We start from the raw sequence: 17,194 nt of genomic DNA, 5'->3' as shown, positions 1-17,194 counted from the left end.
CCGGTACGGTGGGCCGTCAATTCGGGATATCGTCTGGCGGATCTTCGCAGCGATAGACCGGGCAGTGACCGTCGCGGGACGGGATATAGGCCGACATTGGCACTTCCGGCCAGTCGCACTCCTTGCCGAAATGCCTGACATAGCGGTCATAGGTGTTCGGGCCGGTGGTCAGAACCACGGCGCGATGGCTCTGGATCATGGCGCGGATCTCGTCGCAGCTCATGCGGCGGCTGTCAGGCCGGGCATCGGCGAGAGCGGTCGTCGCGAGCAGCGTCGCCACGGCCATCAACACGATACGAACAGACATGAGGGCTTCTCTTTGTTTGACGCGATTTGGCGTCTTCATCCGGCAGGCATGCATGTTCCCACAAAACCACTATCCTGTCCGGCGGTTCCGCGACAGTTTCTTCCTTGAGGCGCGGCGCAGGCTTGCGCAACCAAATGATGCCCCGCGCATTGCTGGGAATGCAAAACAGGAAGCCTTATGAGACGCCGCAATGGTGGCCCGGAAACGAGCGCCGCGAAGGCATGTGCTGTTCCTTCTGCGGCGGCCGCGACCACCGCTATGACGATTGCCCTCAAAGGACCGATCAGGCTGCCGAACGGCCCACCGACGATGACGGAAAACCTCGCTGAGGGTCAAACATTCTTTCAAGTATGACAAGGGGCAAGCATGACAAGGGGGGCAAGCAGGACAAGGCGGGCAAGCAGGCGACTCGGACGGACAGCGCCCCCGCCAGCCGGTGCGGATGCTAGGAAGCCTGGATCCCATCAGCCGAAGAAGGCTGCCAATGCCTGCGCGGTTTGCGCCGGTGCCTCTTCGGGAAAGAAGTGGCCGCCGGGCATTGCCTGGCCACGCACGTCGTCGGCCCAGCTCCGCCAAAGAGCCAGCGGGCCGCCCTCATCGGAATACCACTCGGCGAGTGCGCCTTGTTCGCTCCACAACGCCAGCACAGGACAACGGATCGTTCGGCCCGCAGCCTTGTCGGCGTGATCATGCTCGCGGTCGAGCGTGGCCGCCGCCCGGTATTCCTCGCAGATCGCGTGGCTATGGGCGGGGTCGCGCAAGGCATCGACATAGGCCTGGCGAACATCGGCCGGAAATACCGCAGGCGAGGAGCCCCAGCCGCCCAGCGCATTGTCGACGATCGCTTCGGCGGCTGCCGCCAGGATCTTTTCCGGCAAAGGCTCGGGCTGCGCCAGCAGGGACCAGGGCCAATAGCCGAGCGCCAGCCGGGCGTCGGCCCGGTCCCAGGCGTCGGCCGTGGGGACGATGTCAAGCACGGTCAGCTTGTCGACGCTGTCTGGATGATCGAGCGCCATGCGGTAGGCGACGCGCCCGCCGCGATCATGGCCGGCGACCATGAAGCTGGCAAATCCGAGCTTCGCCATCATTGCCACCATATCGGCGGCCATGGCGCGCTTGGCATAGGGGGCGTGGTCCGTGTCCGAGACGGGGCAGGAACTGGCGCCGTAGCCACGCAAATCAGCGCAGACGACGGTGAAGCGGTCGGTCAGCCCTGGCGCCACGTCGCGCCACATCAATTGTGTTTGCGGAAAGCCGTGCAGGAGCAAAACCGCCGGGCCACTGCCGGCATGCCGGACAAACAGGCTGGCTTCGCCGACCTCGACCTTCGTGCTTTGAAAATCATCGAACATGGCGGTGCCTCCGCCACGCGCAACGGCGGAAGCCTGATTTGGTTGCGGGGCCATGCCAGCTCTTTTGGCAGCCAACCTTTTTCGCTGAAAGGCGTTGTCCTTGCGAAGGGAAGGCCGCGGCAGGCGGCCCGAAGAGAAGGAGACCGAGATGAAATCTCTCGTCATCGCATCATGTGCCCTGATGCTGGCCGTGCCGGCGGCAGCACAGACAAATCAGCAGCAGGACCCTGCCCAGCAGACCGACAAATGCCGGGCCCAGACGGATCCGGGCGCCAAGCAGCAGGCCGGAAACGGCAATTTGACGGAGAAGCTTGACGACTGCGGCGGGGTGCTGAAGCCGCCGGCCACCGGTGACCAGGGCATGGCCGCTCCGGCTCCGGACGAGGGCAAGACACCGGTAATCAAGCCGGGCGAGGTACCGGCCCAACCGCCGGCAAAGTGACGCGGCAAAGCCGGTATTCAGGTGGCGCGGCGGAACTCGACTGTTGGCGGAACGTTTCTTTCGCAACTGCTAATTTTAGGAGACGGTCGTGAAAGATGTCGCCAGCACCGCCATGATTATCGCCTCGATCGCCATTGTCATCGCCCTGATGCTGATGGCGCCGAAAAGCTCCGGGTTCGAGGCTTCCCACCCGATTGTGAATGGCGATCCGCAGGCCCGGTAATCACGGCTTTGCCGCACAAACAGGCCGATGCATGTCGCGCAGAAGTGGCTTTGGTTTTGATAGAACGCATAAAAACAAAAGATCTGAAGCGCGCACCTGAATCGGTTCGCGATGTTGGGGGCTATTGGAGGATATGCGCTTCGCGTGCGGCGTCGATCATCGCCCGCATTGCCTTTGCCGGCGGCGCCCAGCCATCCAGGGCATCTCGACAGCTGCGCAATGCCGCTCGGTATCGCCGGCCGTGGCCGAACGGCCAGTCGCCGAGGCATTCGAGGCCCTCCCAGGCGCTGCGCACCACGCGCACCCGCTCGGGGGCGAACTTGAGGTGGACGGGTCGGGGAAAGATTTTGTCGTTCAACGGTCGTCTCCGTGACTGGTGCATGCCGCCACGAAAGGGGCGCCGGATAACGTCGCCGACAATGGAGGGTTCCAAGCCCGATAGATCAATTTTCAATCGCGTTTCAATCGCGCGCGGCGGCGTCCGACAGAGGCCTCGGCGGCGGCAGATCGGCGTCCTGCGTCTGCGGCCTGTCATGGTCGAACTGCTCAGTGCCAGGCAAGGCATGCAGCCAGGTTTCGCGCCGGCTGATCCACAATTCATATTCGGGCGCGAGGTCGGTCGGCGCGACATCCAGGCTGCCGAGCATCACCTCGGCCTCGTCGTCGGTGACCCACGCGACCCGGCTGCCACAGGTCGGGCAGAAACTGCGGGTGCCGTAAGTGGCGACGACGCCCGATGTCTCGAAGGCCGCGCGCGGCCAGATGGCAAAGGCCGAATAGACCGAGCCGCCCGCCTTGCGGCAGTCCTTGCAATGGCAAAGGCCAATCCGTGACGGATGGCCGCTGACGACGAAATGCACGCCGCCGCACAGGCAGCTGCCGGTCCTGCGTATGGTGTCGGACATGGTTGCAGCCTCCGTTCTCGCCAGTCCGGCTTCGCCCGCCTGCCTGGCCTCGCCAGTCTGGCAGTTCACCGTACCGCCGAGGCCTATCCGCGCGCGGCCATGTGGTTGTCGAGCTTCTTCCTCGATGGGCCGTAGCGCTTGATGATGGTCTGGGCCTCGCTCTGCGGGATCCCGTATTTGCGCGCGAAGGCGGCAACCTCATAGGTGTCTTCGCTGGAAACCAGCTTGCGGTCCTGCTTGGTCTTGGATTTATCGTCGGGCATGCCGGGCCTCACTTTCTGTCAGCCGCATGGTCGCGCGGACATCGAACCACCGTGGTTCGGCAAGCGATGCCGCGGTCAGACATAACAGCGATCGGCGCTGCTGGTTCCATGACATGCGGCGGACGCGTGCACAAGGCCCGCCCGGCGCGGAGCGCAAGCCGCCGGTTCAGGCCGAGGGGCGGACCGGTCCGGCGTCGTGGCTGCCGGCGTCGCCACATTCGGCGCAACCCGTGCTGGCGCCTGGACAGCCGCGCTGGTGCGTGCCGGCCGGGCAGCAAAGGCCGTTTGAACTCGTCCAGCGGGGGCATTGGAACACCTGCCCGGTGCCGCCGCAGCCAATACACTCCAGAACCGGTGACCGGACCAGATAAGATTTTGCCCTTAACTTGATACCCACGCCCACTTTGAACCCACCCGAAATCGCTGCACTGGACACCAGTGCATTAGCCCAGCTTAATATTAGCACGATCATGGTTACGAACAAGTTTCGCGGCTTGGAGCGAGGGTGTTGGCAGCGATGGACCGAAATCGGTTTATGCGGGGTTTTGCGACATCCGATGGCAGACTTTGGAAAAAACTTCACATGCCATGTCGGATCGGCGCCAGGCGGCGCGTCCTTTGGGCGAATGAAACTGGAGACCAACCCATGCCCTCGCAAATCACCCAATCGTCCTGGCAGACCGTAGCCCTTCTCGTCGCCCGCCTGATCTTCGCCGCCGTCTTCCTGATGGCGGTAACCTTCAAATTCATGGGCATGGAAGCCACGGCCGGCTACATCGCCACCGCCGGCTTTCCGTTCCCGCTCTTCCTCGCCTGGTGCGCGGCGATACTGGAGGTCGCGCTGGTGCTGTGTTTCCTGAGCGGCGCCTTCTTCACGCAGGCAGCCCTTGTCGCCGCCGCCTATGTGCTGTTCCTGGCCTTCGCCTTCCACGGGCCGAGCCACTGGGCCGGCAACCAGGCCGAGTTCGGCTTCTTCGTCGACCATTTTTCCTTCGTGGCCGGGCTGCTGTTCGCGGCGGTGCATGGGCCGGGCACGGCGCTGGCGCTGAACCTGGGATGGCCGGGCAGGGCGTGAGCCAACCGGACTTCGGTCGTGGCCTCACATCTGGTCGTTGTAGGGCTCCTTCATCTGGCCGACCATACGAGCCAGTTTCGAAAAGGACGGCATGTCCGCCTCCGGCTGGCATTGATTGGCGAGTTCCAGCAGCCGGATCGGAAAGTTGACGGCGTCGCGGCTCGACGCCGACATCCCGCCGGACCGTTCCTCACCGGTTTCGCCGGCCTCGGCCTTGCGCAAGGCGATGTCGATCTCCTCCGATGTCAGCACGCCCTTTCGAACCAGCACATGGTTGATCGATGCGACGGCCATCAGCAGGCCCTCGAGTTGCAGATTGGCGACGTTCATGGTGCTTTTTCCCTCCATTGACCGAAGTTGAAACGCACCAGCGGCATTTCCGATCCGCAGGGCGGATCGGCGGCGGGTAGGGTCTATTCCTGCGTCAGGCGCTCGCCATATTCGCGCCACAGCGCCTTGACCTCCAGGCTGCCGAGGCGCGGGATCGAGGGATCGCCGCAGGTGATGGCGACGGCGCTGATGTCGTAATTGGCAAAAGCGTTGGCGACGAAGCGGACCGCTTCGCCAAGCGAGTGCACCCGGATCACAGGGTCGGCCTGGCCCTGGCCGGTGCTGCGCACGCCGGAAACCGTTGCCGGAGCATGTCGCACCCTGAAGACGGATGCCATGGCTGGTCTGTCCAAACGTCCTCTCCCACAAAGGCCGTGACGCGAATCATTCCATGAGCTTCCCCTAATGATTTCACAGGTGCCGGCCGATGAAAAGCCGGCTGGCAAAGGCGGGCTTCGGTGGCCGCTTGGCCCGTTTGTCGGGTGGGGGCGGTTATGCTATGATTTCGGTGTGGTGCTGATTTGCGCCGATGACCCGCCGCCGAGGCGGGTTTTTGTGTTTTCCAGCCTTCGCATGATGCGATACCGCTCCCTCTTCGGCGCCGCGCCGAAGGAACAGAATAGGAATTTTTTCTCAAAAAGTCGTTGACCAGCTGAGGGCAGCTATGCTACATATTTGTCCATGGTGCTGATTTGCGCCAACGACCCGCCGCCGAGGCGGGTTTTTGATTCTGAGGATGACCTTCTGGGTCCTCTGGCGGATCGGTTCCGGTCAGCCAGTCTTTGAGACGATCACGGCCAGCGATGCGAGCTTGCCCTCACTCAGGCTGCGAATGTAGTTCTTGCGTCGCTGCACGAATTCGGCGCCGAGCACGATCTCATTGGCCTGCTGCTGGGCGGGCGAGGGCAGGATGCCGGAATTGGCCCTTTTGAGCGCCAGTTCGACGTGTTCGCCGGTTTCGTCGATGATTTCGTCGATCCGGAAGCCGGCGTCCACGAACAGGGTTTTCAGGGCACTGCGGTCGACGAGGTGGCTCGTCGCCGGTGAGACCGCCCAGGGCAAGGGATAATACGGCTCTCCGCCAGCAAGCACCGCTTCGGTCCAGATCAACTTGCCTCCTGGCTTGAGCACGCGAAAAGCCTGGCCGACGACTGCGGGCTTATCGGCGATGTTCATGCCGACATAAAAGCAGATCGCCGCATCGAACGTGTCGTCGGCGAAAGGCAGTCTGGTCGCGTCCGCCTCGTGGAAGCGGACCTTCTCGCTCAACCCGCTGAGCTTGGTCAGTTGGGCGGACGCGTCGACAAAAGCCTTTGTCAGATCTACGCCGTCGACGGCGCAGCCATAGGTGGAGGCCAGGAACCGCGCCGGACCGCCGATGCCGCTGCCGATATCCAGGATGCGGTCGGAAGATGAAGGCGCCAAGCGGGCGGCATGGTCCTGCGTGGCTATCAGTTCGCGGCCGTGAAGCTGGTCGAACGGATAGAGCTGCCTGGCATCGAGAGCGTCGATTTTGGCATCGGGGATGGCGGCCAATATGCGCTCGACTATGCCGTCGCTGCCGTAGTGCGTGGTGACGTTGCTCACGGCGCGTCCTCCATCCTCATGCGCAGCTTCCCATCAATGGATTCTTTAGGCAACGGGGCGGGCGACCCGAGGGGCCTCGAGGGCAACGCTGCCGGGGAAAACGAAATAGGAATTTTTTCTCAGAAAATCGTTGACCGGGTGAGGGCAGCTATGCTACATATTTGTCCATGGTGCTGATTTGCGCCAACGACCCGCCCCCGAGGCGGGTTTTTGATTCTGGTTGCCGATTTTGAACGCTGGCGGGACAGTGCCCCCCTCTGGCCTGCCGGCCATCTCCCCCTCAAGGGGGGAGATCGGATCTAGTCACGGCCACGCTGACCTTTCGACGTCGCAAGGGAGCGGGCGCTCGAAGCTGCCAATCTCCCCCTTGAGGGGGAGATGTCCGGCAGGACAGAGGGGGTGCCACAGAACGCGACGTCTGCGAGAAATCCCATGCCACGCTACGCCACCATCATCATCGGCGACGACGGCCGCGAGGTTGTCAGCGCCATCGGGGAATTCGAGGGCGCGGCGCCGCAGGCGCGGCTGGGCCGGGTCGAGCAGGTCGCGCCCGGCGTGCTGGTCGGCATGGTGCGGGATGCGGCCGGCGGCTTTTGTTTCGCGCAAGCTGGCGTCGATGGCCGCGCTGTCGGGCTCGCCATGGCGAGGCTCAAGGCACAGGCCAGTGTTGCAAAACCGGCCCGGGCGGCGAAGCCTGCCGAGGCCGCAAGGCCGAAGCGCGCCAGGAAGGCCAGGAAGAAAATCGCCCGCTCGAAAAAGCCGGCGAGGCGGGCCAGACCGGCGCTGCCGAAGGCGGCGGTTTCCTCCGACGACGCCAACACCGTGGGGCACGCCAATGACTGACCAGGCCGATGCCGTGCCGGCGCGGCGCAAGGCGAGGCCGGCAAGGCGTAAACCTGCCGCCAGCCCGGCGATTGTCCAAAAGCCCCGCCCGAAGCGGGCGAAGAAGACGCTGGGCGACGACTTTCTCACCGCCGTGCGCGCCGATTTCCGAACCCATGGCGCCGGCGTCATCGCCGAGGTGCGGGCCGACAAGCCGGACCAATATCTGAAGATCGTGCTTTCGGTGCTGCCCAAGGATTTCGATGTCTCCATCAACCAACTGGACGGGCTGAGCGATGAGGAAATCCGCAGCCGCATCCGCGCCCTCGAAACCGTCCTCAGGCCGTTCCTCGAAGAGCCCGCTGATCTCGGCCAGAACCGAATATCTGGCGCTGCTGGCGGAGCTTGACCGCCGGCGCCGCACCAATCAGTTGGCGGCATACAAGCCTTATCCAAGGCAGGCGGAATTCCATGCCGCGGGTGCGATAAACCGCGAACGGCTGTTCATGGCCGGCAACCAGCTCGGCAAGACCAGGGCCGGCGGCGCGGAATGGGCGATGCACCTCACCGGCCGCTATCCCGATTGGTGGCAAGGCAAGGTTTTCGACACGCCCGTGCGGTTGTGGGCCGCCGGCGTCACCGGCGAGGGCACGCGCGACAATCCGCAACGCGTGCTCATCGGCCCGCCGCAGCAGCAGGCGGCCTGGGGCACCGGCATGATCCCGGCCGATGCTATTCTGCAGACCACAATGGGCCGCGGCGCACCGGGCGCGCTCGACAGCGTCGTGGTGCGCCATGGCGGCGGCGGCGACGTGCAGGCCGGCGAGAGCGTGCTGTCGTTCAAGAGCTTCGAGAAGGGCCGCGAGAAATGGCAGGGCGAGACCCTGCACGGCGTCTGGTTCGACGAGGAACCGCCGCTCGACATCTATTCAGAAGGCCTGACCCGCACCAACGCGACGGGCGGGATAACCATCGTCACCTTCACGCCGCTGCTCGGGATGAGCGATGTGGTGCTGCTGTTTTTGTCGGCGGGGGAGGTGGAGAAGATGGCGAAGGGGTGAGGGTACTGTCTTCCCTTCTCCCCTTGCGGGAGAAGGTGGATCGGCGCGCAGCGCCGAGACGGTTGAGGGGTGCTGGCCGCACCGTCATTGCCAAGCTGGAGCACCCCTCATCCGACCGAGCTTCGCTCGGCCACCTTCTCCCGCAAGGGGAGAAGGCAAGGCCGCCGCGCTCGCTCGGAAAATCTCGCCTTACCAAACTGATACGACATCTCTCCCAAGCTGATTCAGGCCCCCCGCAATGTCCCGTCACGTCACCTTCATGACCATCGACGATGCCGGGCACTATTCGCCCGACGAGCGCGCGGCGATCGTTGCCGCCTATCCCGCGCATGAGCGCGAGGCGCGCGCTCGCGGCATTCCGGTGCTGGGCTCGGGCCGCATCTTTCCGGTGGCGGAGGAATTGATCGCCTGCGAGCCGTTCCGGCTGCCGCGCTACTGGCCCAGGCTAGGGGCGCTCGATTTCGGCTGGGACCATCCGTCGGCCGCGGTCGAGCTCGCCTGGGATACGGAGGCCGACGTCGTCTATGTCACCAACGCGAACCCGTGCGCCTGGCGACCACGGCCAACATTGCCCTTTCAGGGCTGCTGATCATCGACGGCGTGGCCGCCGAAGTCGGCGACCGCGTGCTGGTGAAGAACCAGGCCGATGCCCGCCAGAACGGCATCTACACGGCGAGCGAGGGCCAGTGGTTTCGCGCCGCAGACGCGCGCACCGCGCGCACCCTGCAGAAGGGCACGACGGTGCATGTGCAGCAGGGCAGTGTCTCGGCAGATTTCGTCTATGCCTTCGAAACGCTGAATCCGGTGATCGGCACCGATGCCATCACGCTCGCCTTCTTCCTCTCCGAAGACACGCTGGGCGATGCCACGGCGGCGGCGACGGCCGCCGCCAACAGCGCGGCGGCGGCGCTTACCTCCAAGAACGCGGCGGCCACCAGCGCCACCAATGCCGGCACCTCGGCGACGNCCTCGGCGACGGCCGCGTCCGGATCCGCCACGGCGGCTGCAGGCTCCGCCTCCACGGCGGCGACTTCGGCCACCAATGCCGGCACTTCGGCAAGTGCCGCATCGGGCTCCGCCTCGGGTGCCGCGACCAGCGCCACCAATGCCGGCAATTCGGCCACCGCAGCGGCCGGCTCGGCAAGTGCGGCCTCGGGCTCGGCCACGGCGGCGTCGACCTCGGCGACCAACGCCGCAACCTCAGCCACCAACGCCGCGACATCGGCCACGGCGGCGGCAAATTCGGTGGCGGCGCTGAGCTACACCTTCTCCACGACAACCGCCGATGCCGACCCGGGCAACGGCGCCTTGCGGCTGAACAATGCCACCGCCGCCTCGGCGACCGCGGCCTATGTCGACAATCTCGACGCCGGCGGCGCCACGGTGAACGGCATTCTCGACACGTTCGACGACAGCACCAACACCATCAAGGGCCAGCTGACGCTGCGGTCCAAGGCATCGGCCGCCATCTCCTATGTGTATAACGTCACCGGCACGGTGGTGGACGGCAGCGGCTACCGCAAGCTGACGCTCGCCTATGTCAGCGGCTCCGGCGCCTTGCCGACAACGGCAGGCGGCATCTGGCTGATGTTCGACCGGGCAGGGGACAAGGGGGCGGATGGGCTTGGGGCAGGCGATTTCACAGGGCCGGCTTCCTCGGTGAGCGACAACATCGTCACCTTCAACGGCACAACGGGCAAGGCGGGCAAAGACAGTGGCATCAAGGCGAGCGACCTGATCGCCGGGCCTGCGTCGGCCGTTGCCGACAACATCGCCACGTTCAATGGTACCACGGGCAAGATCACCAAGGACAGCGGCGTGGCGGTGTCGAGCCTGGCGCCAAAGGCCAGCCCGACGTTTACGGGTGTTCCAGCCGCCCCGACAGCCGCGCCCGGCACGAACACGACGCAGCTTGCGACGACGGGGTTTGTCAAGGCGGCGATCGATGTCGTGCTGGGTGGGGTGTCAGCGACGTTTGATACGCTGGCGGAGATTGCGGCGGCACTCGGTCTGCTGGCCCCGATCGCCAGTCCGACATTCACCGGGGCGCCCGCTGCTCCCACCGCCGCGCCAGGCACCAACACCACGCAACTAGCGACCACGGCTTTTGTCGCGTCCAGTATAAACTATAGCACGGGCAATGCCGCCTTGGTGGCAGGCGGTATCGGTACTTACAGTCTCTGCGCGACCAGTCCGGCTGCATCCCTGGGCACCGGTCAGGTGGTTGCGGGAAGCACGCTTAAATATTCACATGCCGGCGGTAACCCTAGCGGCACTACATCTCCACCTGGAAGTTGGCAGTGTATGAGCGCGACTAGTTCTACTGGTGGTGCTGCCGGCGTGGCAGTATTCTTGAGGGTCTCGTAATGGAATACCGCAACGCTACTTACAACCAGGCCGGCACCATTGACGTGGAGATCGATCACGCTGATTTCGGGTGGATACCCTTCACCGCGTCGCTGGATGATCCGGACCCGCTCGGTAGGGAGCTTTATAAAGAGATTACCAAGGACTCCTCGGTTGCACCTTATGTGCCGCCCCCGCCGGCCCGCCAGCAGGTGGCGAAATCCGTTGTCCAGGCACGCATCATCGACGCCGGCATGATGGGCGCCGTCTATGCAGCTTTGACAGCAAACCCGATCTACTTCGCGCGTTGGTTCGCGCCGGGCCACCCGGTAGTCTACTGTGATGATCCGGACGTCGTTGGGCTTGTGCAGGCGCTGGGGCTCGATCCGGCAGCGATCCTCGCGCCCTAAACGACGGGAGGCTTGGCAGCTTCGGCTGCTGCCCTATCAAAGCGTAGCGGCACGGCATCGACCGCTGCGGTCGCGAAAAAGCTCCAGTTTCGAAGATGCCCAAAGGCACGGGTGGCCTCGACCCGGATTCTGTCGATTGCCCGCTTGTTTCTGTGGAGTGGCGGTGTGAATTGGATCTGGGTCGGAGAAGCGGTATTCCCAGAAATGAAAAGAGCCTGGACGCAGAGCGCTGGCATCAGCTGGTAGATGTTACTGCGCGCGCTCGTCATTTGTCCCGGACTGAAGAGTGCGACGTCAACCGGTGCCTTAAGACGCATCGTGCTCTTGAGCAATCTTCGGGCAGCCCCTTTTGAAATCAGATATCCGCATGAGCCTAGATGCTGCCCGAACAGTCGCGTTACGGAGTATCCATTCTTGGCCGGTGTGTGCCGACTACCAACTCTCACGCGGTTGTAGAATGTTTCGATCTTGACCAAATCTGCGTCTAGCGGAATCCAACTGTCATCGAGAAGCATGGATCCGGCGTCGTGGCTGAAAACGACATCGTCTTCGAACACTACACCATACTGATCAGGCCCGTCGGCGATGATATCCCAGCAGCGCCGATGGCTGAGAAAACAACAGACTTCCGCCTCTGTCAGAGGGGGCGCCGCGAGCGGAGCCCCAGCGCGTGCATCAACACCGGCAACGCGCTCAAAGGCAACTCCGATCCGCGAAAATTCCACCGTGACAGCCGCAAGGCGATCGATTGCCCGGTCAAGATTGATCACGAAACACTTCACTTGTCGCCCCGCACTGCATGAAAGCAAATCAGCGACTTCTACTTCGTCCCCACATGATCGTGAAGTTCACAGGTAGTTTTTGCCGCCACTTTCAGCTCTATACGGATGGCCATTGACAGTCAACTTCTGCGAGCGTGAGTGTATCGCGGGCGGTTGGCCAAGCTTCGAATGCTTGTGATTAATGTGGCGATCAGTTCGGCTTGCGCAGCGCGTTCATGATGAGGTCGGCATCATGGCTGGCGCCGCTTGCCATCGATGCGCACAAGCTGCCCGCCATCGTAAGTGTGTATTTTGTTGGCTTTGGTGGCGACTTGCTCGCACAACCCGCGACGCAGTTCCGACCACGGCTTGGGCAGCGCCACCCAGTCGCCATTTGATTGATCATCCCCATCGTAAAACCCCTTCGGCTCACGCCCTGGCCGATCATTATCCAAATTCCTCCGAAAGGAACTCCCCATGGACCGCAACTTCGCGCGGGCGCTTGCGCTTGTCTTGAAATCCGAGGGGGGCTGGTCGGACAATCCGGCCGATCCGGGCGGCGCCACCATGAAGGGAGTGACGCTGGCGAATTTCCGCCGCTATGTCAGAGCGGACGCCACCAAGGCCGATCTGCGCCAGATCAGCAATGACCAGGTCGCGACCGTCTATCGGCGGTTCTATTGGGACGCGGTGCTCGGTGCCGAACTGCCTGATGGCGTCGATTACGCCGTGTTCGATTTCGCCGTGAACAGCGGGCCGGGCAGGGCGGCCAAATATCTGCAGGCCGCGGTGGGCGCCGTGCAGGACGGTCGCATTGGGCCGGCCACGCTCGGCGCGGCCAGGGCAAAACCGGCGGGCGTCGTCATCGATCAGCTTTGCGACGCGCGGCTGGCGTTTCTCAAGCGTCTTCCGACATGGCCCACGTTTGGCAGGGGGTGGAGCGACCGGGTCAGGTCGGTTCGCGCCGATGCGCTCAAGATGACGGCACACCCAGCCCCGCCGACGCCAGCCCAGCCAGCCACGGTTCCGCAGGCGTCCACGCCGGTTCCCGCTGCTCCCGAGCCTCCGGCCGCGCCGGAGATCATCCATCCTGCTCCAACCCCGACCGGAGCGCCTGCAACCGTCGAAACCAGATGGCTTTGGCGGCTGCTCAACGCAATCGCCAAAGTCATCTTCAAGAGGAACTGACCATGCCACGCTATGCGAAATTCGTCGTTGCCCTTGTCGGCATCGGCACGCTCATCGGCCTGCAACAGGCCGGCGTGGAAATCCCCGGCCTTGCCGATATCGTGCGCGATCTGATCGTCGGGGCTCTCGTGGCCGGCGGCGTTTATCAAGTCCCAAACCGGGGGGCATGAGATGGACCACGCTATCACCATCGGCGATGTCCTGATTGCCTCCGCCGTCAGCATTGCTGTCGTTGGCCTTGGCGGCCTGGCGGCATGGGTGCTGTCGCTCTATGCCAAGGGCATGCCGCGATGAGCGCGCTTCTCGCCTTTCTGCTCGGCAATCCAACCATTCTGGGCATCGGTGCCGCCATCCTCGCGACACTCGGCTGGGGTGTCCACCAGCGGCTCTCCGGCGAACGCAGCGAGCGCGCCAGGCAGGCCGCCGCCGAGGCCGCGGCGCGCGATGTCGCCGACCAGGTCCAGAACGATATCGGCGCGCTGCCGGCCGCCACCGCCCGGAAGGAGCTCAAATCATGGGCAAGGGATTGATGCTGGCGTTGGTCCTGGCCGCGATGGCCGGGTGCACAACCGTCAAGGGTGGGTTCTGTGCGGTGTCCAGCCCGCTGCGCCTGTCGACGACCGCCGTGGACGTGCTGTCGGACACCGAGGTCAAGGCGCTGCTGGCACATAACCGCAAGGGCGAAAAACTGTGCGGCTGGAAGCCTTGACGGTTGTCTTGCTTCGCTCGGCACGGCTGCTCGGCGAGCTGGCGCCGAGTCGATCTTTGACTTCCGTAAGAAGGGTGGTGACATGATGCACGATCTGTTCGACCTGCTGGGCATCAAGGGACCTGTCGTCGCCGCCGGTCTTGCCGGCGGTGTCCTGCGCGCCCTGTCGCGCCACCGCTACAAACTGCGCGAAATGGTGGCGTCGCCGATCTGCGGCGCGCTTGCCGCAGCCTATCTGACGCTGCCCGTGGTCCAATATTCCCGCGCTACCGGCCTGCCGCTGGCCAACGACGACACCACGACGCTGGCGGCGGCCTTTCTCATCGGCGTCTGCGCCATGTGGATATCGGATATCTTGTTCGAGGTGATCGTGCGCAAGTTCAAGCCGGCACCGGACGAGTAACTTTGCTCGGTGTTGGGAATCCCGCATGCGACGGCTCGATCAAGCCAAAGCCCGCCTCGGCTCGCGCCGGGGCGGGCTTTTTGCATTTGTGGCTCATGGCCAGCCGCTGCTATATCCCAGCGCAGGAATGCCGAACTCGCGGTGGCGTTGATCCAGTCCGGACTTATGAATGCCTATTGAACGATACGATGGAAACCGCGAGGCTTTACGGCCTCTGTTTGCCCTGGCAGACGATTCTCCCATGCAGATTTCCGGCTATATCGGTCGTGGCGAGGTGATGGTCGCTCGCGAGGGCGGCCGGATCGTCGGCCATGTGCAGATCATCGAGACGGGCGAGGGCGGTGTCTTCGAACTCAAGAGCCTTGCGGTCCGTCCGGCAAGGCAGAGCGAGGGATTGGGGCGGGCCCTTGTCACAGCGGCAATTACCCGCTGCCGTGAGCGCAACGGCCGGCGCCTGATCGTCTCGACCGCTACGGCCGATATCGGCAATTTGCGGTTTTACCAGCGACAGGGCTTTCGAATGTGTCGCATCGTGCAGGATGCGTTCGGGCCATCGACCGGCTATCCCGAAGGCTTGCTCGTGAATGGCATTCCGCTGCGCGACCAGGTGGTGTTCGAACGCGACCTCGGCGCGGATTGAGCGGCAACAGCTACAAGCTCAGCAAGCGCAGCATCGCGACCGTCGAAGACGACGAAATAGCCCGCTCCGGTTCGCCGGAGCGGGCTATTTCGCGTTTTTACCCTAGGCGAGAATGTTGACCGCGCGGGCCGCGACCAGCGCGATCGTCAGCAGTGAAATCATGGCTTCCGCCATCATCAGCAGCTTGGCGCGCTGGGAGAGCGGCAAGGTGTCGGTCGGCGAAAACGCCGTCGCATTGGTGAAGGCGAGGAAGAAATAGTCGACGAAGCCCGGCAGCCATTGGGCAAGCTCGCGGTCGTTCAGCGTCATCTGCGCAAACAGGAAATCGGCCTGCGCAAGCTTGACGAGGCCGCAGGTCGGGGGGCCGCCGCGGTCGGTGCTCCAGAACCACAAGGCGAACACGATGACGTTTGTCACCCAGATGTTGAGAGCGTCGATCAGCAGTGTCGTGCCGCTGCTGCCGGCATGTCCCTCCAGCAAGGCACGCACCAGCAAGACCAGCGAGCCGCAATTCATGACGCTGATGACAGCGGTCATGGCCAGGGCGGTTCGGCGGATCATGGCGCGAAACTGGCCGATCGCATGCCATTCGTGGTCCTCGACCGCTTTTCTGGTGACGACCTGTGTCCATGCCGTCGCCACCGACAACGGCACGAGCAGGGCCGCTTCCAGTCCCGGCGCCAGCCAGCGCGGACCGAATGAGAGATTGTTGATGACCAGAAGCTGCAGGCAGATGATGACGAGAACCGCTGCGCGCGCCAGCCAGAAGTCGAGCGCACGGTAGTGAATGACGGCATGTTGATGGCGCATCTGGAATCCGGATGTTCAGGCAGGGCCTTCAGGCCATGTGCCTTGAGAAGGCGGGGGCTGCAGAGCGTTGAAATTCCAGTTCAATCTTGGTGTCGCAATGGCACGCAAGTATACATTTTTGTAAGCTTTGGTGTTTGGGCTGTTCGGCAAACCGGACGATGTGGTTTAAGCGCCGCATGGTGGGGATCGATGACTCCTTGGATCGCTGGGTGCCGGCGGGGCTGCCTGCCCCGGGTTTGAGTTCGTTATCTGTCTGGTCCGGCCTGCTTCGCCAACCCTGGCACTTGCTGGCGCTTTTGTGCCTGGCGCAGATCTTGTGCTGGACGGTGGTGCCAGCGCTCGTCGATCCCGCGCCGCCCGGCGATGTCGTGGAGGGCTTCATGTGGGGCCGCGAATGGGTGCTTTTGACCTACAAGCACCCGCAGCTCCCTGGTTGGCTGCTCGAGACCAGCCATCTTCTGACCGGATCGTTCCGCTGGCCGCAATATCTGCTCGCCCAGCTGACCATCTCCGCGACCTTCATCCTGGTCTATCTGCTGGCCCGCGACATGCTGGGCCAAAGCCGGGCGCTGGCTGCCGTACTTTTGATGCCGTCGGTCTATTTCTTTGGCTGGCCGACCCCGCAATTCAATCATGACTATGCGCAGATGCCGTTCTGGGCGGCGATCTGCTGGCTGCTTTGGCGCGCGGGCCGTGGTGGCGGGCCGGGCTGGTGGCTCGCGCTCGGGCTGGTCTCGGGCGTCGGGCTTTATGCCAAATTCTCCACCGGCCTGCTGCTTGCCTTCGGCGCTCTGTGGCTGTTGTCCGATGCGCGCGCGCGCAGCCGGCTGGTGACACCTTGGCCGTGGCTTGGCCTTGCCGTCTTTCTCGCCGTCGCCATGCCGTTGGCCGTCGAGCTCTACCGTATCGATTTCCTGCCGCTGACCTATTTCGCCGGTCGTGACGAATGGGTGACCGAACACCGAGCGCGCCTTTATTATGCCGGTGTCCAGATGGCCGGACTCTCCGGCTTTTTGCTGGTGCTGGCGATATCAGGGCTGCTGCGGCACTCGCCGGCTCCGCAAGAGCCCGTCGAGCGCGGCTCGCGTGTTTATCTCATGTGGATGGGCCTTGGGCCCGCGGCGCTGGTCATGGTCGCCTCGCTGTTTACCGGCACCGGCGAAGCCTGGGGCGCGCCGATGTACAATCTTGTCGGCGTCGTCGCGCTCGCGTTCTTGGGCCATCGGCTTGGCGCCACAGAGATGCGAAAACTGACGATCTGCGCATTCATCTGCATCATCGGCATGTCAGGCGCCTATGCGGCCATCCGCTGGACGGACTGCAATGTGCGCGGGCGCATGGACGCCGTTTGCTGGCCGGCACGACCGATCTCAGACGAGGCCGAGGCGGTCTGGCACGCGGCTGTGCCCGGCCGACTCGACATCGTCGGCGGCGACACCAATCTGGCGATGCTGGCGGGTCTCAATGCCTATGACAAGCCGTCGATGCCCTTCCCGAGAGATGGGTGACAGTTCATTCCGGATAGATGGGTTACACTTTCGGCCCTTTGCAAGGAGAGCA

The 17,194-nt window shown here is 63.8% G+C and carries 25 protein-coding genes and 2 pseudogenes; 16 read left to right on the top strand and 11 right to left on the bottom strand.

The features are described from left to right. Positions 1-16: 16 nt before the first annotated feature. On the bottom strand, positions 17-307 hold the full coding sequence (locus X743_RS143920) for a hypothetical protein (RefSeq protein ID WP_023768194.1): 291 nt from the start codon (positions 305-307) through the stop codon (positions 17-19). A 464-nt stretch (positions 308-771) separates the two neighbouring features. Beyond that, positions 772-1,659: an alpha/beta hydrolase gene (locus X743_RS143925; protein ID WP_023768193.1), complete on the bottom strand. Its 888-nt coding sequence runs from the start codon at positions 1,657-1,659 to the stop codon at positions 772-774. 148 nt (positions 1,660-1,807) lie between these two features. Between X743_RS143925 and X743_RS143930 the strand changes: the two genes are divergently transcribed. After that, the gene (locus tag X743_RS143930) at positions 1,808-2,101 is read left to right on the top strand and encodes a hypothetical protein (protein WP_023768192.1); all 294 of its coding nucleotides are present in this window, start codon (positions 1,808-1,810) and stop codon (positions 2,099-2,101) included. An 88-nt stretch (positions 2,102-2,189) separates the two neighbouring features. Further along, positions 2,190-2,324, top strand: a complete 135-nt coding sequence (locus X743_RS1000000174025) for a hypothetical protein (RefSeq protein WP_023768191.1) — start codon at positions 2,190-2,192, stop codon at positions 2,322-2,324. 121 nt (positions 2,325-2,445) lie between these two features. Here the strand turns inward: X743_RS1000000174025 and X743_RS143935 are convergent, their stop codons facing one another. From X743_RS143935 to X743_RS143945, 3 genes are all read right to left on the bottom strand, one after another. Further along, positions 2,446-2,682: a DUF982 domain-containing protein gene (locus X743_RS143935; protein ID WP_013894488.1), complete on the bottom strand. Its 237-nt coding sequence runs from the start codon at positions 2,680-2,682 to the stop codon at positions 2,446-2,448. 103 nt (positions 2,683-2,785) lie between these two features. Then, positions 2,786-3,229, bottom strand: a complete 444-nt coding sequence (locus X743_RS143940) for a GFA family protein (RefSeq protein WP_023768190.1) — start codon at positions 3,227-3,229, stop codon at positions 2,786-2,788. A gap of 83 nt (positions 3,230-3,312) precedes the next feature. Then, positions 3,313-3,492: a DUF3606 domain-containing protein gene (locus tag X743_RS143945; protein WP_013894490.1), complete on the bottom strand. Its 180-nt coding sequence runs from the start codon at positions 3,490-3,492 to the stop codon at positions 3,313-3,315. A 646-nt stretch (positions 3,493-4,138) separates the two neighbouring features. Here X743_RS143945 and X743_RS143950 point away from each other — a divergent pair. After that, complete coding sequence (locus X743_RS143950) at positions 4,139-4,567, top strand: DoxX family protein (RefSeq protein ID WP_023768189.1); 429 nt, start codon at positions 4,139-4,141, stop codon at positions 4,565-4,567. Positions 4,568-4,591: 24 nt separating this feature from the next. On the opposite strand, the gene X743_RS143955 is transcribed toward X743_RS143950, so the two are convergent. The 3 genes from X743_RS143955 to X743_RS143965 form a co-directional block, all read right to left on the bottom strand. Beyond that, complete coding sequence (locus X743_RS143955; protein WP_013894492.1) at positions 4,592-4,897, bottom strand: hypothetical protein; 306 nt, start codon at positions 4,895-4,897, stop codon at positions 4,592-4,594. Between the two features lie 83 nt (positions 4,898-4,980). Further along, positions 4,981-5,235 carry a hypothetical protein gene (locus tag X743_RS143960; RefSeq protein ID WP_224685290.1) on the bottom strand — a complete coding sequence of 85 codons (255 nt, stop codon included), beginning with the start codon at positions 5,233-5,235 and terminating at the stop codon, positions 4,981-4,983. 433 nt (positions 5,236-5,668) lie between these two features. Beyond that, complete coding sequence (locus X743_RS143965; RefSeq protein ID WP_023768187.1) at positions 5,669-6,484, bottom strand: class I SAM-dependent methyltransferase; 816 nt, start codon at positions 6,482-6,484, stop codon at positions 5,669-5,671. Positions 6,485-6,916: 432 nt separating this feature from the next. Between X743_RS143965 and X743_RS143970 the strand changes: the two genes are divergently transcribed. The 5 genes and pseudogenes from X743_RS143970 to X743_RS143975 all read left to right on the top strand — a co-directional run bounded on the left by X743_RS143970 (position 6,917) and on the right by X743_RS143975 (position 11,123). Beyond that, positions 6,917-7,327, top strand: coding sequence for a hypothetical protein (locus X743_RS143970; RefSeq protein WP_023768186.1), 411 nt, complete (start codon positions 6,917-6,919; stop codon positions 7,325-7,327). Continuing rightward, positions 7,320-7,715 carry a hypothetical protein gene (locus tag X743_RS06340; RefSeq protein ID WP_023768185.1) on the top strand — a complete coding sequence of 132 codons (396 nt, stop codon included), beginning with the start codon at positions 7,320-7,322 and terminating at the stop codon, positions 7,713-7,715. The genes X743_RS143970 and X743_RS06340 overlap by 8 nt, the downstream gene beginning before the upstream one ends. Next, positions 7,669-8,331, top strand: a pseudogene (locus X743_RS0136980) (terminase family protein); the annotation flags it as partial. The gene X743_RS06340 and the pseudogene X743_RS0136980, both read left to right, overlap by 47 nt. Before the next feature lie 295 nt (positions 8,332-8,626). Next, a pseudogene (locus X743_RS0136975) lies at positions 8,627-8,899 on the top strand (terminase family protein); the annotation flags it as partial. 1,834 nt (positions 8,900-10,733) lie between these two features. Next, positions 10,734-11,123: a hypothetical protein gene (locus X743_RS143975; RefSeq protein WP_023768183.1), complete on the top strand. Its 390-nt coding sequence runs from the start codon at positions 10,734-10,736 to the stop codon at positions 11,121-11,123. On the opposite strand, the gene X743_RS0136955 is transcribed toward X743_RS143975, so the two are convergent. Then, positions 11,120-11,893, bottom strand: a complete 774-nt coding sequence (locus X743_RS0136955; RefSeq protein WP_198028496.1) for a glycosyltransferase family 25 protein — start codon at positions 11,891-11,893, stop codon at positions 11,120-11,122. The two genes, X743_RS143975 and X743_RS0136955, sit on opposite strands and share 4 nt — an antisense overlap. Positions 11,894-12,095: 202 nt before the next feature. Further along, positions 12,096-12,332, bottom strand: a complete 237-nt coding sequence (locus X743_RS1000000172385; protein WP_156934519.1) for a hypothetical protein — start codon at positions 12,330-12,332, stop codon at positions 12,096-12,098. A gap of 29 nt (positions 12,333-12,361) precedes the next feature. Here X743_RS1000000172385 and X743_RS143980 point away from each other — a divergent pair, with 29 nt between their 5' ends. From X743_RS143980 to X743_RS144000, 7 genes are all read left to right on the top strand, one after another. Beyond that, positions 12,362-13,072 carry a glycosyl hydrolase 108 family protein gene (locus X743_RS143980; protein WP_023768181.1) on the top strand — a complete coding sequence of 237 codons (711 nt, stop codon included), beginning with the start codon at positions 12,362-12,364 and terminating at the stop codon, positions 13,070-13,072. 2 nt (positions 13,073-13,074) lie between these two features. Continuing rightward, positions 13,075-13,242, top strand: coding sequence for a hypothetical protein (locus X743_RS1000000172975; RefSeq protein ID WP_023768180.1), 168 nt, complete (start codon positions 13,075-13,077; stop codon positions 13,240-13,242). Position 13,243: 1 nt separating this feature from the next. After that, positions 13,244-13,366, top strand: a complete 123-nt coding sequence (locus X743_RS1000000174020) for a hypothetical protein (RefSeq protein ID WP_023768179.1) — start codon at positions 13,244-13,246, stop codon at positions 13,364-13,366. Then, complete coding sequence (locus X743_RS143985) at positions 13,363-13,602, top strand: hypothetical protein (RefSeq protein WP_023768178.1); 240 nt, start codon at positions 13,363-13,365, stop codon at positions 13,600-13,602. Before X743_RS1000000174020 ends, X743_RS143985 begins: the two co-directional genes overlap by 4 nt. Further along, positions 13,587-13,781, top strand: coding sequence for a hypothetical protein (locus X743_RS143990; RefSeq protein ID WP_023768177.1), 195 nt, complete (start codon positions 13,587-13,589; stop codon positions 13,779-13,781). Before X743_RS143985 ends, X743_RS143990 begins: the two co-directional genes overlap by 16 nt. 85 nt (positions 13,782-13,866) lie before the next feature. Continuing rightward, a complete protein-coding gene (locus X743_RS143995) occupies positions 13,867-14,184 on the top strand; it encodes a hypothetical protein (protein WP_023768176.1) in 318 nt (105 codons plus the stop codon). Between the two features lie 241 nt (positions 14,185-14,425). Then, positions 14,426-14,824, top strand: coding sequence for a GNAT family N-acetyltransferase (locus X743_RS144000; protein ID WP_245264315.1), 399 nt, complete (start codon positions 14,426-14,428; stop codon positions 14,822-14,824). Between the two features lie 102 nt (positions 14,825-14,926). On the opposite strand, the gene X743_RS144005 is transcribed toward X743_RS144000, so the two are convergent. Continuing rightward, positions 14,927-15,634 carry a hypothetical protein gene (locus tag X743_RS144005; protein ID WP_023768174.1) on the bottom strand — a complete coding sequence of 236 codons (708 nt, stop codon included), beginning with the start codon at positions 15,632-15,634 and terminating at the stop codon, positions 14,927-14,929. 197 nt (positions 15,635-15,831) lie between these two features. Here X743_RS144005 and X743_RS0136945 point away from each other — a divergent pair, with 197 nt between their 5' ends. Then, on the top strand, positions 15,832-17,142 hold the full coding sequence (locus tag X743_RS0136945; RefSeq protein ID WP_245264314.1) for a glycosyltransferase family 39 protein: 1,311 nt from the start codon (positions 15,832-15,834) through the stop codon (positions 17,140-17,142). Positions 17,143-17,194: the final 52 nt, after the last annotated feature.

Source organism: Mesorhizobium sp. LNHC232B00 (assembly GCF_000502435.1).
Classification (GTDB): domain Bacteria; phylum Pseudomonadota; class Alphaproteobacteria; order Rhizobiales; family Rhizobiaceae; genus Mesorhizobium; species Mesorhizobium opportunistum.
The sequence above is the reverse complement of the archived record's forward strand: the minus strand, read 5'-3'. Positions and strand labels throughout refer to the sequence as shown.

Excerpts from the sequence above, each read along its gene's own strand:
- X743_RS143920 (WP_023768194.1), bottom strand. The coding sequence starts at position 307 with ATGTCTGTTCGTATCGTGTTGATGGCCGTGGCGACGCTGCTCGCGACG.
- X743_RS143925 (WP_023768193.1), bottom strand. The coding sequence starts at position 1,659 with ATGTTCGATGATTTTCAAAGCACGAAGGTCGAGGTCGGCGAAGCCAGC.
- X743_RS143930 (WP_023768192.1), top strand. The coding sequence starts at position 1,808 with ATGAAATCTCTCGTCATCGCATCATGTGCCCTGATGCTGGCCGTGCCG.
- X743_RS143940 (WP_023768190.1), bottom strand. The coding sequence starts at position 3,229 with ATGTCCGACACCATACGCAGGACCGGCAGCTGCCTGTGCGGCGGCGTG.
- X743_RS143945 (WP_013894490.1), bottom strand. The coding sequence starts at position 3,492 with ATGCCCGACGATAAATCCAAGACCAAGCAGGACCGCAAGCTGGTTTCC.
- X743_RS143950 (WP_023768189.1), top strand. The coding sequence starts at position 4,139 with ATGCCCTCGCAAATCACCCAATCGTCCTGGCAGACCGTAGCCCTTCTC.
- X743_RS143955 (WP_013894492.1), bottom strand. The coding sequence starts at position 4,897 with ATGAACGTCGCCAATCTGCAACTCGAGGGCCTGCTGATGGCCGTCGCA.
- X743_RS143960 (WP_224685290.1), bottom strand. The coding sequence starts at position 5,235 with ATGGCATCCGTCTTCAGGGTGCGACATGCTCCGGCAACGGTTTCCGGC.
- X743_RS143970 (WP_023768186.1), top strand. The coding sequence starts at position 6,917 with ATGCCACGCTACGCCACCATCATCATCGGCGACGACGGCCGCGAGGTT.
- X743_RS06340 (WP_023768185.1), top strand. The coding sequence starts at position 7,320 with ATGACTGACCAGGCCGATGCCGTGCCGGCGCGGCGCAAGGCGAGGCCG.
- X743_RS143975 (WP_023768183.1), top strand. The coding sequence starts at position 10,734 with ATGGAATACCGCAACGCTACTTACAACCAGGCCGGCACCATTGACGTG.
- X743_RS1000000172385 (WP_156934519.1), bottom strand. The coding sequence starts at position 12,332 with ATGATCGGCCAGGGCGTGAGCCGAAGGGGTTTTACGATGGGGATGATC.
- X743_RS143980 (WP_023768181.1), top strand. The coding sequence starts at position 12,362 with ATGGACCGCAACTTCGCGCGGGCGCTTGCGCTTGTCTTGAAATCCGAG.
- X743_RS1000000172975 (WP_023768180.1), top strand. The coding sequence starts at position 13,075 with ATGCCACGCTATGCGAAATTCGTCGTTGCCCTTGTCGGCATCGGCACG.
- X743_RS1000000174020 (WP_023768179.1), top strand. The coding sequence starts at position 13,244 with ATGGACCACGCTATCACCATCGGCGATGTCCTGATTGCCTCCGCCGTC.
- X743_RS143985 (WP_023768178.1), top strand. The coding sequence starts at position 13,363 with ATGAGCGCGCTTCTCGCCTTTCTGCTCGGCAATCCAACCATTCTGGGC.
- X743_RS143990 (WP_023768177.1), top strand. The coding sequence starts at position 13,587 with ATGGGCAAGGGATTGATGCTGGCGTTGGTCCTGGCCGCGATGGCCGGG.
- X743_RS143995 (WP_023768176.1), top strand. The coding sequence starts at position 13,867 with ATGCACGATCTGTTCGACCTGCTGGGCATCAAGGGACCTGTCGTCGCC.
- X743_RS144000 (WP_245264315.1), top strand. The coding sequence starts at position 14,426 with ATGCAGATTTCCGGCTATATCGGTCGTGGCGAGGTGATGGTCGCTCGC.
- X743_RS144005 (WP_023768174.1), bottom strand. The coding sequence starts at position 15,634 with ATGCGCCATCAACATGCCGTCATTCACTACCGTGCGCTCGACTTCTGG.